13 protein-coding genes are annotated in these 12,396 nt (G+C 64.6%); 6 read left to right on the top strand and 7 right to left on the bottom strand.

What is annotated here, in order from left to right; all coding sequences use genetic code 11:
* Positions 1-27: 27 nt before the first annotated feature.
* The 6 genes from ACZ5ZH_RS02705 (at position 28) to ACZ5ZH_RS02680 (ending at position 7,287) form a co-directional block, all read left to right on the top strand.
* A complete protein-coding gene (locus ACZ5ZH_RS02705; RefSeq protein ID WP_449471723.1) occupies positions 28-888 on the top strand; it encodes a p-hydroxycinnamoyl CoA hydratase/lyase in 861 nt (286 codons plus the stop codon).
* 70 nt (positions 889-958) lie between these two features.
* Positions 959-3,109 (top strand): acetate--CoA ligase family protein, encoded by a 2,151-nt coding sequence (locus ACZ5ZH_RS02700; protein ID WP_464772096.1) that lies wholly within the window; start codon positions 959-961, stop codon positions 3,107-3,109.
* Between the two features lie 47 nt (positions 3,110-3,156).
* A complete protein-coding gene (locus tag ACZ5ZH_RS02695) occupies positions 3,157-4,491 on the top strand; it encodes an MFS transporter (protein WP_464772095.1) in 1,335 nt (444 codons plus the stop codon).
* Between the two features lie 61 nt (positions 4,492-4,552).
* Complete coding sequence (locus ACZ5ZH_RS02690; protein ID WP_464772094.1) at positions 4,553-5,806, top strand: cytochrome b/b6 domain-containing protein; 1,254 nt, start codon at positions 4,553-4,555, stop codon at positions 5,804-5,806.
* 396 nt (positions 5,807-6,202) lie between these two features.
* Complete coding sequence (locus tag ACZ5ZH_RS02685; RefSeq protein WP_449471718.1) at positions 6,203-6,493, top strand: hypothetical protein; 291 nt, start codon at positions 6,203-6,205, stop codon at positions 6,491-6,493.
* Between the two features lie 383 nt (positions 6,494-6,876).
* Positions 6,877-7,287: an energy transducer TonB gene (locus tag ACZ5ZH_RS02680; RefSeq protein ID WP_464772093.1), complete on the top strand. Its 411-nt coding sequence runs from the start codon at positions 6,877-6,879 to the stop codon at positions 7,285-7,287.
* Positions 7,288-7,299: 12 nt separating this feature from the next.
* Here ACZ5ZH_RS02680 and ACZ5ZH_RS02675 read toward each other — a convergent pair whose 3' ends face one another.
* The 7 genes from ACZ5ZH_RS02675 to gspI are packed head-to-tail and all read right to left on the bottom strand — an operon-like array spanning position 7,300 to position 12,326.
* Positions 7,300-8,049: a prepilin peptidase gene (locus tag ACZ5ZH_RS02675; protein WP_464772092.1), complete on the bottom strand. Its 750-nt coding sequence runs from the start codon at positions 8,047-8,049 to the stop codon at positions 7,300-7,302.
* A complete protein-coding gene (gene gspN / locus ACZ5ZH_RS02670) occupies positions 8,046-8,768 on the bottom strand; it encodes a type II secretion system protein N (protein WP_464772091.1) in 723 nt (240 codons plus the stop codon). Before gspN ends, ACZ5ZH_RS02675 begins: the two co-directional genes overlap by 4 nt.
* Positions 8,765-9,250: a type II secretion system protein GspM gene (gene gspM, locus ACZ5ZH_RS02665; protein ID WP_464772090.1), complete on the bottom strand. Its 486-nt coding sequence runs from the start codon at positions 9,248-9,250 to the stop codon at positions 8,765-8,767. Before gspM ends, gspN begins: the two co-directional genes overlap by 4 nt.
* A complete protein-coding gene (gene gspL, locus ACZ5ZH_RS02660; RefSeq protein ID WP_464772089.1) occupies positions 9,247-10,356 on the bottom strand; it encodes a type II secretion system protein GspL in 1,110 nt (369 codons plus the stop codon). The genes gspM and gspL overlap by 4 nt, the downstream gene beginning before the upstream one ends.
* Positions 10,353-11,342, bottom strand: coding sequence for a type II secretion system minor pseudopilin GspK (gene gspK / locus ACZ5ZH_RS02655; protein ID WP_464772088.1), 990 nt, complete (start codon positions 11,340-11,342; stop codon positions 10,353-10,355). Before gspK ends, gspL begins: the two co-directional genes overlap by 4 nt.
* Positions 11,335-12,000 carry a type II secretion system minor pseudopilin GspJ gene (gene gspJ, locus ACZ5ZH_RS02650; protein ID WP_464772087.1) on the bottom strand — a complete coding sequence of 222 codons (666 nt, stop codon included), beginning with the start codon at positions 11,998-12,000 and terminating at the stop codon, positions 11,335-11,337. Before gspJ ends, gspK begins: the two co-directional genes overlap by 8 nt.
* Positions 12,000-12,326: a type II secretion system minor pseudopilin GspI gene (gene gspI, locus ACZ5ZH_RS02645; RefSeq protein ID WP_464772581.1), complete on the bottom strand. Its 327-nt coding sequence runs from the start codon at positions 12,324-12,326 to the stop codon at positions 12,000-12,002. The genes gspJ and gspI overlap by 1 nt, the downstream gene beginning before the upstream one ends.
* Positions 12,327-12,396: the final 70 nt, after the last annotated feature.

The following is a 12,396-nucleotide window of genomic DNA, read 5'->3' as shown; positions in this document are numbered from 1 at the left end:
CATGACGACCAGAACAAGGACTTTACCATGACCAATTTCCTGCAAGCCGATGGCGTCGAGCAGGCCGAAATCGAAACCGTCGCCTTCACGGTGGAGGACGGCGTCGCCTGGGTCAGTCTCAACCGCCCGGACAAGCGCAATTGCATGTCGCCGCGCCTCAATCGCCAGATGATGCGCGTGCTCGACGAACTTGAGTTTCGCGACGATGTCGGCGTCCTCGTCCTGACCGGCGAGGGTACGGCGTGGAGCGCGGGTATGGACCTCAAGGAATATTTCCGCGAAACCGAGGCGCAGGGCCTGAAGGGCACACGCGACGCGCAGCGGGAAAGCTATGGCTGGTGGCGCCGCCTGCGCTGGTATCAGAAGCCCACCATCGCGATGGTCAACGGCTGGTGCTTTGGCGGCGGCTACGGCCCACTCTTCGCCTGCGACCTCGCCTTCGCGGCGGAGGAAGCGCAGTTCGGCCTCAGCGAAATCAATTGGGGCATCCTGCCCGGCGGCGGCGCGGCCAAGGTAGCTACGGAACTTACCAGCTTCCGCAACGCCATGTACCACGCCCTGATGGGGGAGAATGTGGACGGCAAGACGGCGGCGGAATGGGGCTTCGTCAATGAAGCGCTGCCGCTTGGCGCACTGAAGGGCCGTGTGTCGCAGGTTGCGCAGACGCTGCTGACCAAGAACCCCGTGGCGCTCAAGGCGACCAAGGACGCCATCCGCCGGGTGCGCGAAATGACCTATGACAATGCCGAGGATTATCTGATCCGCGCGCAGGAAGCGGCCAACAGCTTCGACAATGAAGGCCGCAAGGAAGGCATCAGGCAGTTCATCGACGACAAGAGCTACAAGCCGGGCCTTGGCGCTTATGACAAGTCGAAACAGCAGGCCTGAACAGCGGTAAACTGGCGGGACCGACCGAAAAGTCGGCCCGCCCAACAGAGCTTTTGGAGAGACGGACCCAATGACGGCCGATACCCTCAATCCGCTCGTCGCCGCCCGCACCGGCAACGCGCTCGACCGGCTGCTCCGCCCGCGATCGGTGGCGATCGTCGGCGCATCGGACAAGCCGGGTGCGCTGGGCGCATCCGTCCTGTCCAACCTGACGCGCAACGGCTTTTCAGGCGACATCCACCTCATCAATCCCAAGCGCGCAGAGATCGGCGGACGGCCATGCCTGCCGTCGGTCGATGCTTTGCCTGATGGCGTCGACGCCGCCGTCCTCGCCATCCCGCGCGTAGCGGTGCTCGATACGGTGAAGGCGCTCGCCGCACGCAATGTCGGCGCCGCCGTCATCTTTTCCGCCGGATTTGCCGAAGGTGGTGAAGAGGGTTTAGCGGAGCAACGGGAGATTGCCCGCATCGCGGCTGAAAGCGGCATGGTCGTCGAAGGGCCAAACTGCCTTGGCATGACCAACTTCATCGAACGCGTACCACTGACCTTCGTTGAAACCGACGCGAAGCGGCTGGGCGATCCTCCCGGCATCGGCGTCGTGTCGCAAAGCGGGGCGATGGCTTGCGTGTTGTGCACCACGCTCGCGTCGCGCGATTTGGGCCTGTCCTTCTCGATCTCGACCGGCAACGAAGCCGCATCGGGCGTCGAAGATTATGTCGATTACCTGCTGGAGGACAGTTCCACGCGCGTCATCGCCATGATCGTGGAACAGTTCCGCAAGCCCCAGCGCTTCCTCGCCGCCGCCCGCCGCGCCCGCGCGCTGGGCAAGACCATCGTCCTCCTGCACCCCGGCCGCTCTGCCGCCGCACGTGAATCCGCCGCCACCCATACCGGGGCGATGGCAGGCGACTATCAGGTCATGCGCATAAAGGTGGAGCACGCGGGCGTCATCCTGGCCGAGACGCTGGAGGAACTGGGCGACATCGCCGAAATCGCCTTGCGCTGTCCAACCATCCCGACTGGCGGCGTCGCGGTGCTGGGCGAAAGCGGCGCGTTCAAGGCGCTGACCCTCGACCTGTGCGAAGCAATCGGCCTCGACCTGCCGCAGGTCAATGACGGCAATGCCCCTGCCCTGCGCGCGGCGCTGCCCGACTTCGTGCCCGTCTCCAACCCGCTGGACCTGACCGCACAGGGCCTCGTCGATCCCGACCTCTATCGCCGGACGCTGGCGGCGCTGTTCACCGACGACCGGTTCGGCAGCATCGTCGCGGGCATTATCCAGACCGATCCCGTGACCGTCGGCATCAAGCTGCCGCCCATCCTGCGCGCCGTTGACGAATTGCGGCCGGACAAGCCGATCATCTTCGCCGGGCTGGACGAAGGCGCTCCGGTTCCGTCCAATTATCTAGATCAGTTGCGCGCGCTTGGCATTCCCTATTTCCCTTCGACCGAACGCGCCTTCCGCGCCCTGAAGCGCCTCAACGACCATGCGCGCCGGGACTTCAGCGAAGCGCCGACCACCCCCCTGCCCGCCTCCGGCCTCGCCGGGCACAGCGGCGTCATCCCGGAATATCGCGCCAAGGCGATCCTCGCCCCGCTCGGCATCCCGTTCCCGCAGGGCGCCTTCTGCACCAGCATCGACGACGCGCTCCGCGCTGCGCAAGCGGTCGGCTATCCGGTCGCGCTCAAGGCACAGTCCACCCGTCTAAGCCACAAGAGCGATGCGGGCGGCGTGGTGTTGAACCTCTCCAACGCCGACGAACTGCGCGCGGGCTGGGACCAGTTATATGCCGATGTCGCCGCCTATGATGCAACCATCGCGCTCGACGGCGTCCTGCTCGAAGCCATGGGCGAACGCGGCGTCGAGCTTATCATCGGCGCGAAGAACGATCCAGACTGGGGGCCAGTCATCCTGTGCGGGTTCGGCGGGGTCACGGCGGAAATCCTGCAGGACGTGCGCCTGATCACGCCCCGCATCTCAGTCGATGCCATCGCCGCTGAACTGGACCAGCTCAAGCAAGCGCCCCTGCTGCGCGGCTTTCGCGGATCGCCTCCGCTGGATGTGGAGGCGGCAGCGGGGATTATCCATAGGCTTGGCCGCATCCTTCTCGCCGAACCTTCAATTCGGGAGATCGATCTTAATCCGGTGATCGTCTATCCGCAGGGCAAAGGCGCAATCGCCCTCGACGCTCTCATGCTGACAGCCCCGGAAGACGCCTGACCAACAAGGCAATAACCAGATCGACAATCATTCCAGGGGAGGTGAGGATGGCGCAGAACGGAACGGACATCAGGCGATCACTTGATGAAGCGCCCATGGGCCGCCTGCAAATCGCGGCTGTAGCGCTGTGCATCATGTTGAACGCGCTTGATGGCTTTGATGTTCTGGCAATCAGCTTCGCCTCGCCCGGCATTGCCGCAGAGTGGGGCATCGACCGAGCCGCCTTGGGCGTCGTGCTTTCGATGGAACTGATGGGCATGGCTGTGGGGTCCGTGCTGCTCGGCGGCCTTGCTGATCGCATCGGCCGTCGGCCCACCATCCTGCTCTGCCTCGTGGTCATGGCGACGGGGATGTTGGCCGCGACCTTTTCATTCAGCGTTGTCTCCCTGTCGGTGATACGGCTTGTCACTGGCCTCGGCATCGGCGGCATGCTGGCTTGCACCAACGCCATCGTGGCAGAGCTTGCCAACGCGCGCACCCGCAGCCTGGCCGTTGCCCTCATGGCGGCGGGCTATCCGATCGGCGCGATACTTGGCGGCTCGGCCGCTTCGATGCTGCTGATGTCGGGCGAATGGCGCGACATATTCCTGCTTGGAGGAGTCGTCACTGCAATCTTCTTGCCGCTGACGTTCCTGCTGCTCCCTGAATCGATCGGCTTCCTCCTTCAACGACGCCCGGCCAATGCGCTGGACCGGATCAATCAGCTGATGGGCCGGATGGGACACAATGCACTGGATGCTTTGCCTGCTTCAAATGCAGCGGCACCCAAGGCGTCCTTTGCCGCGCTGTTCAGTCCCGGCCTCGCACGCACGACGGTGCTGCTGACGGCCGCCTATTTCTTTCACATCATGACCTTTTACTTCATCCTCAAATGGGTGCCCAAGATCGTCGTGGACATGGGTTATGCACCCTCGTCCGCTGGTGGCGTGCTGGTATGGGCCAATGTAGGCGGCTTGCTGGGCGCGCTTTCGCTCAGTGCCCTCAGTTGGCGGCTGGACGTCCGCATATTGGTGATCGCCGCCCTCCTGCTGTCGATGGCAATGGTGACTGTCTTCGGACAGGGACAAGCCAGCCTTTTCGGCTTGGCCCTGGTAGCTGCGGCGGCGGGATATTTCACCAACGCGGCCGTCGTCGGCCTCTACGCCATCATTGCGCAATCTTTCCCAACGGCCGTCCGGGCAGGCGGCACGGGAATAGTGATCGGCCTCGGCCGTGGAGGAGCTGCTTTAGGTCCCATCCTTGCTGGTTTCCTTTTCACTCTCGATTTCAAGCTTCCCGCCGTGGCGCTGACCATGGCATCAGGGTCGCTGACCGCGGCATGCGCATTAGCCCTTCTCGTGACTGGAGGACGGCACAGCAATTCGTCCAAGGTTTACGAATGAACCGCTTGCCCGCCCGCCGCTCGCGCTCTTCTCTGACATCGCCATAAGGAAAAAACTGCCCATGTCGCCACAGCGCTATTCCATGACGGCGATCGCGTTGCATTGGTCGATCGCGGCAGCCCTGAGCTTTCAACTCGTCCTGGGCTGGCAATTGTCCGGCATCACGCCGGGGCTGGGCCAATTTGCCGCCTATCAGCTGCACAAGTCGATCGGGATCGTCATCCTGCTGCTCACCCTTCTGCGGGTTGGCATCCGCCTGGCCCACCCCCGCCCCCCGGCACTGGCGGATGATCGGATATCTGCGTTCGCGGCAAAGGTGACGCATCAATTGCTCTACGCAGTCATGCTGCTCGCCCCGCTCAGCGGCTGGGCGCTCGTCTCAACCAGCAAGCTGCGGGTGCCGACGCTGCTGTTCGGCACGATTGCCTGGCCGCACCTACCGATCCCTCTTGGCCTCAATGGAATAGCCTATGACACGCATCGCCTGGCCGCTTATGTCCTGGCCGGATTGGTCGTGCTGCATGTCGCTGGAGCTATTCGCCATCAATTCTACAAGCGCGAGGATCTGCTTGCTCGCATGATCCCGGGCTTGGCGCCGGGGCTTGCGCTGCTGGTTGCGCTAGGAACAATGGCATTGGCAGGTGCGGCATCATTCTTTCTTACCGGAACGCCCACCAGAGCCGTGGCGCAGCGGCAAGCAACGCCCGCGCCAATCAAGATAGCGCCACCTTCACCCGTTTCCACCCCAGCGCAACGGCCTGCCACGACCCCGACGGCCCCAAAAGCTACGCCGGTGCCAACGGCCAATTCGCAACACCTTCCATTGTCGCGGTGGCGCGTCATGGGGCAGGGAAAGCTCGGCTTTATCGCCATGTGGAGCGGCGCGGCGGTGGACGGATCCTTCCTTCACTGGAAATCGGACATCCGCTACAGTCCAGACGATTTGCCCGGCAGCGCAATCCTGGTGACGATCGACCTGGCCTCCGCCGTCACGGGCGACGCACAACGCGACGAAACGCTGCGAGGCCCCGATTACTTCGACATATCCGCGCATCCGCATGCTGTGTTCCGCGCCAAGGGTTTCCGGCCACAGGGCGGCGACCTGTACGAAGCCAGAGGCACGCTCGACCTGAACGGACGCCGCCGCCCGGTCACGTTACGCTTCACGCTGCATCAGGATGGCGACACGGCCAGAGCCGAAGGCCGAGCAGATCTCGACCGGAACATGTTTGATGTCGGTTCACCCACTGATGAAACGATCGCTGCGAAGGTCACAGTAAACTTCGCCTTGACCGCGCACCGGCAGGACCTGTGATCAGGCGTGTTTCGACGCAATTCCCAGGGAGCGCCTTGTCATTCAGTTTGCTCAAGACGAAAAATTGCCATTCTTCTCCTACGTCGCACCGCTTTTAGGGGCAAGCCGACGTGATTTTTCGTAAATGACGTCTGCGCCGCTTGGGAACGACGATTGTAGTCGATCTCGGCCGCTTGAATGACTAACCGGCTGACGCCGATAGGATCAGGCGGAGAGGCTGAGGCCGTTTTGCGGCTATTCTTTATTGAGTCCAACCCCACCCGTACGGGTCACCACTCTCTCATAGATACACATCGAACGCTCGTAATTTCAGCGCCGTTAGGCACGTTTGTGACATATGGATCGAACTAACTTGCGTCTCTGTCGTTTGATGTTGGGCAATTGTGGAGACGAACCATGCGTAACACATTCTTATTGATGGCAGGATTGGCAGCCGCTGCCAGCGTTGGCGGCTGTTCTCGTGAAACGACGCGCGATGGACTGCGGGGTGCAGGCATCGGCGCAGTCGGTGGTGCGGTAGCAGGTGCGATCGTGCCCGGGCTTGGCGTTGCCGAAGGCGCGGCGATTGGTGCTGCCGGTGGTGCTGTCGTAGGTGCGGCCACGTCCGATGGACAACGCCGGTGGGAACGTGACCGTCGCGGTCGCGAATATTATATCGATCGCAACGGCAACCGCGTTTACCGCTGACGCCATCTCGCCGCGCGTTACACGCGGCATTCAATGACATGACAGCATCTTGGGCGCAGCGATGGCAGGGCCGGGACAGAATCGTCCCCGCTATTGCGGCGCTCTTGGTGAATGCCGTGATCGGCTATGCATTGATAATTGGCCTTCGAGCGCCTTCGCTATTACGCTCGGCGATAGATAGCACCCCCTTGGCGTTGTTCGATCTGAAGCCCGCCATGCCGGACCAACCCAAACCTCCCCCGCCTAAAGAAGCTCGCGAATCCAAACGCGAAGGCGGCGCTGCGTCCGGATCTCCTCCCCGCGCCGAGAAGGTGCGAGATCAACCGCCGCGCCCTCCCATCGTTGTCGCCCCGTCGCCCATGATACATACCCCTGCTCCGATCATGCCCACCGCGCCGACAACCGCCATGACGAGCGGCGCAGGCGGCGCGGGTAGTGGCGCTACTCCCGGCTCTGGCAGCGGGTTCAGCGGCACTGGAACCGGCACTGGCCGGGGGGATGGCGAGGGAGGCGATTTCTCGCGAGCGCGCCAAACCGGCGGCCGCTTTCGCAATTCGGATTTCCCTGGCTCCTTGCGCGGCGTGGGCCGCGTGACGATCGGCGTGCGATACGCCATCGGTCCTTCGGGACAGGTCGATAGATGCGAAGTTATCGAAGGAAGCGGCTATCCGGAGATTGACGCAATGACGTGTCGCGTCATCATGGAACGATACCGTTTTCGCCCTGCTCGCGATCCCGAAGGATATGCCGTCACTGAGGTACGGGAAGAGGATTATCGCTGGCGTGTGCGCTAAAAGCGACAGCAACTAGACAACCAGCATCGACACCCACCACCCGGGGAAGGCCGCGACCGCCAGACATGTGCCGAGCGGCACCCGCGTCGCTGCCGTTATCTTGCGGCCCAACGCGACACTTGCCAGCACCGCCACCAGACCAATCCCCGCAGCCATCAGCAGGATGAACGGCAGCGCCTGCCATCCGAACCAGGCCCCAAGACCGCCCATCAGCTTTGCATCGCCCAGGCCCAATCCTTCGCGCCCCCGCGCCATCCGATAGCTGACCGCCACCGCCAGCAGAACGCCATAACCTGCCGCAGCTCCGATCACTCGAGCGGACAGCGCCGCATCCGTCACCCACAGGCCCAGTGTCAGTCCAAGGAACGCCAACGGCAACGTCAGCGCGTCCGGCAACCAGAAATGCCGCCAATCCAGGATCGCCAATGTCAGCAGCAGCCATCCAAGCAAAGCCCATCCAGCCCCCACCAGCCCTGGCGCCAGACCGCAGGCGAGCGCCCCGATCACCGCGCACCCCGCCTCCATGCGCCCGTGCAGCGGTGCAATCTTCCCGCCGCAAGTCCTACACCTGCCCCGCGACAGTAGCGCGCTTATCATCGGGACAAGGTCGACCGCTCCCAGCACTCGCCCGCAGCTATCGCAGGCCGACCGTCCACGCATGACGCCGCGACCCTCGGGCCAACGCAATATCAGCGTTCCCAAAAAGCTGCCCGCGATCGCCCCTGCAACCGCGCCCAGCCCCGCCCACAGCGGATCGATCACAGCGTTCCTTCGACCTTCAGCACCCGCGCGCCGCTTGTCCCCGCAAAGCCAACCTTCGCCAGCGCATCGCCGAGCGCCGCGTCCGCCGTCTCCACCCGCATCTCGGCAACATAGCGTCCCGACCGCCATATCCGCAGGTTGATCTTCTCCAGCCCAGACTGGCTGACCAGCGGCAGCAGCAACGCCTCGCCATCACAACTCGCCACGCCGGACAGCCCTTGCGTCAGGTTGAGACCCGGGAATTGCCCCGCCAATTGCGCCCGCACCCGACCCTCGGCATGGCCGCAGCGATCGCCGGAGAAATAAGCGGTCACATCCTCCATCGCCAAACTCGCGATCGGCAGCGGCGCAAAGCTGCGCCCGAGCGGCACCGTGCCCGTCACATCATCAATGCCCGCGCGTCCAAAACCCACGGTCAGCGCGCCGCTCAGATCATCCGCCGCGCCCTGCCGCCGCCATATGTCGAACCGCGCCCGCCCCATCAGTAAAGACACCGGCGATAAAGCGGCATTCACCGACCCGACCGGCATCGTGCCCAGCATCAGCTGATCGATCCGCCCGCTCCAAAGCGTCCCTCGCACCTCCCGCGCGGCGACGCCCAGTCGTTCCAGCCCAGAAAGCCCCAGCGCAATCCGCATCGGCATGAACAGGATAAGCCCGAACGCCAATAACAGCACGATCGCAACCCGCGTCCGCCGCGACCAGCCCAGCCGCGTCATTGCCCAGCCCCCCGCACAAGCACCGCCTGCACCGAAACGCTACCCGCCGTCGGGGAAGGCCGCGCGCTCATCGTCTCCACCTGCACGCCCTCCGCCTCCAGCGCCGCAAGCCAGGAAAACAGCGCAACCGGCCGCACAGACGCCATCGCAATCTCGATCCGCGCGCTGCCCTGCGCCTCCGCCCGCTCCAGCGTCAGCCCAGCCTCGCCCGCGCTCTGGCTCACAAGCTGGTCGATCGCCGTCCTGGAACTCGCCGCAACCCGTAGCGGCAATGTCTTGAGCAACTTCACCTTCGCCCGCATCGCCGCATTGCGATCGGTCGCGGCGAGCAGCCCCTCACGCGCCGACCGCTGCGCCGAAGCCAGCGGCCCCACCACGCCCAGCCACAGCACCACCACCGCCAGCAGGGCGAACATCACGCCCAGCATCCATTGCTCGCGCGGCGATCTCTCGCCCCACATGGTTCTTACCGATTCCATCATGATCGCACCGTAATATCAGCCAGCGCTCGCCCGCCCGGATCCTGCGAAGGCGTCGCCGTGATGGTGAAACCCGCGCTCTGCAACGCCAGCAGCACCGTATTGATCTCATCCACCTTCGCTGCTGCCAGCGTCGCCCGGATCATCCCGTCCGGATCGCGCGACAGCGCCGTCATCGACACGCCCGGCGCCTCCTGCAAGGCGCTCAGCAAGCCCGCAACCGGCGCGGTAAAGGCATAAGCCCCCGCCCCGCGCTCCGCCAGCTGCCGCTCAATCTCCGCCTCGGCCTGAGGCAAGTCACCCGCACCCGGCACCACCTGCCGCGCCAGCGCCAGGCTCTCCGCATCCAGGCCCCGCGCCGCCACATGCTGCCGCACCATCACAGTCAACGAAATCATCAGGCTGATGAGCAAAATCAGCCCGCTCCACAGCAGGATGCGACGCAGCACCGCCTTATCAGCCACCCGCCGCACCCGCTTGGCAAAATCCCCCTGCCGCAGGTCCAGCGGAGGCCGCTCCAAAGCCTCAACCGCCCGCGCCTGCAACAGATCGGCAGGCACATCCTCAATCACCGCATCGGCCGCCAGCACCGAAGCCAGATCGCCGCCAAAAGCAACGTCCTTCCCCCGCAACATCGCCTCGCCATCCAGCGCGCCACGCACAAAACCCTCAACCGGCTCCGGCAGCAGCAACGGCGCAGGCACGATAATATCCGGGTCCAACCCATGATGCTGCGCCCAGAGCAGCCAATGCTGCATGTCACTCCTCGCCGCGACCGCAACGACATGCGGCCGCGCCGGATCGTCATTCTCATCCCCCGCCGCAAACAGCTGATCGGAAGGCACGATCCCCCCCGCCAGCGCCTCCAGCCGCGCCGCCGCCCTACCCTGCCGGGGCGCAAGCTCGGGATACTCCGCCCAATACAAAGTCACCATCGAAGCAGGCGGCACCAGCATCACCACTGTCTCGGCAGGCAGCGCCGTCAGGCCACAAGCGGCCAGCCAGTTCGCCCCCCGGCCGCTCTGCGCCACAACGCCATCGACAGTGCGCATCCACAACGGCTCACCCTGCTCGGGCAGCGCCACGATAAGTCCGTCACGCACGCTCACGCGCCGCTCCCCCAGCTACGGCGGATCAACCTCGCCGGGCTCTGCCTGGCATCGATCAGCGCCCGCTCCACCACCTGCGCTCCCCCAACGTCCACCGTCACTTCCACCCCGAAAAATCCTGTCGTCAACTTGACCTGATTGGCCGCTTCCTCAAGCGGATTGATGCCTTGGGCAGCAAGCGGCGCCCAGAATTGCACCGTGCTGCCGTAACCCTCGGCGGGCCGCTGCGCCAGATATTGCCGCGCCTGCGTCACGCTCACCTGTCCTTGCAACAGCATCGCGAACAGCACCGCCTGACCGGGCAGCAGCGTGTTGACATTGATCGGCGACAATTCCGCCGTCGGCAGCGCACACACCCAAGGCCGCGCCAGATCATAGATGGCCGGCGTCACGCCATGCACAGCGCGAAGCTCGCTGGCATCCACCATGAAGCGGTTGGCCGTGCGATAGGGCCGCGACGCCTGCGCATAGACCTCATCCTCCGCCCCGCCGGGCTGCGGCACGCTGTCGCTATCGATCCAGTCGGCCAGAGACGTCGCCGCCACCTGCGCCTGCCGCGCATCAACGCCCAGCGCCTGCAACAGCGCCTGAAATTGCGACACACCGACTGGCCGAACCTTCAAATTGGACTCATTCTCACCAGCCACCACGCTGTTGAGGTTGAAGCAGTTGCCCGCATCACTCACCCGCGCGCTCGCGACACCACCGGGAACAGCGACCGGCTGCGGCGTCCCCATCCAGTTTCCCGCCAACGTCGTCTTGCCCGGATTGGCCGCGACCAGATCACCGATCCGCAACCGCGCCATCTCCGCCCCGGCATCAGCAAAGGCGCGCGCCTGATCCACCGCGCCACTATTCCCAGTCATCCGCGTAGCCAGCGCCAACCGCTCCAACGCCGTAGAGGCAACCACAGCCATCACCGCGACCAACAGCAATACGGTTAGCAACGCGGCCCCCCGCTCGCCCCTTTTCCCAGGATCAGGCACCAGCCATCTCCCCTTCCAGCTTTTCGGCAGGGCCAGGCCCCACCAGAAAGCGCAGCGTCACCGGCGGCTCTCCCGTGCGCGTGACCGTCATCTCAACGGCGCGCGGCATCAGGTCAGGCTGCGTCGGTATCCACTCGCCACGCCACTCCCCCTGCGCATCGCGAAAGCGCAGAGCGACATCATCGACATGGTCCAGCAGGGTAGCCGGCTCATCCCCGACGGCACCATCCACCTGCGCATAGGTCCGCCGCTCGAGCCGCCCCTGCCGCACCCAATATTCAGCCTTCTGGAGCGAGGGCCTTGGCAAATCGCCCAGATTGTCCCAGCCCCCCCGCACGAACTGCATCACCGGCACGCCCTCGCCCTCGCGATGCGACCAGAATGCAGGCGCCAACGTCCCGCTTTCCGTGCGGCTGATACGCGGCACCGCCTGCCCAAGATCGGCCGCCAGCGCACCTCCTGCCCGTTGCACGGCTGCCATGTCATCCAGCCGCGCCTTCACCTGCGCCTGCGCCGACACGCTATTCCCCAGCAAGAGCACGCCCGCCGCCGCCAGCATCGCGAATATCATCAGCGCGACGAGCAGCTCGATCAGCGTGAAACCCGCCTGCGCGCGCCCTTCCCCATTCGCGCCAATCCGCCCGGATGCGCAGCCCATCACTGCACCACCCGCACAAAGCTAAGCACAACCGGCGAAGCCCCCACCTGCCCATTCACGGTCAGATCAACCTGCAACAGCCGCTTGTCGTTAGTAGCCTTGACCGTCCGCACCCAATGCCAGCGCCGTCCGCCATTATCGACATCACCCTCTTCGCTGCCCAGCGAGGGCGGCGCAGGATCGGTCTGCACCTCCACCATCAGGTTACGCGCGACAATCTGCCCCAGCGCCTTGCTGTCGAGATCGGCCGCCGTCCGCAACGTCACCCCCTGCAACCGCACCAGCGCCAACGCAGCCAGACTGAACACCGCCAACGCGACGAGCATCTCCAACAGCGTGAAACCCGCCTCAGGGTTCCCACGCCCCACACCCGTTCGGGCTGAGCCTGTCGAAGCC

This window comes from Sphingobium sp. TomMM7A, assembly GCF_055397305.1.
Note: the sequence above shows the minus strand (reverse complement) of the source record. Positions and strands in the feature narration are given on the sequence as shown.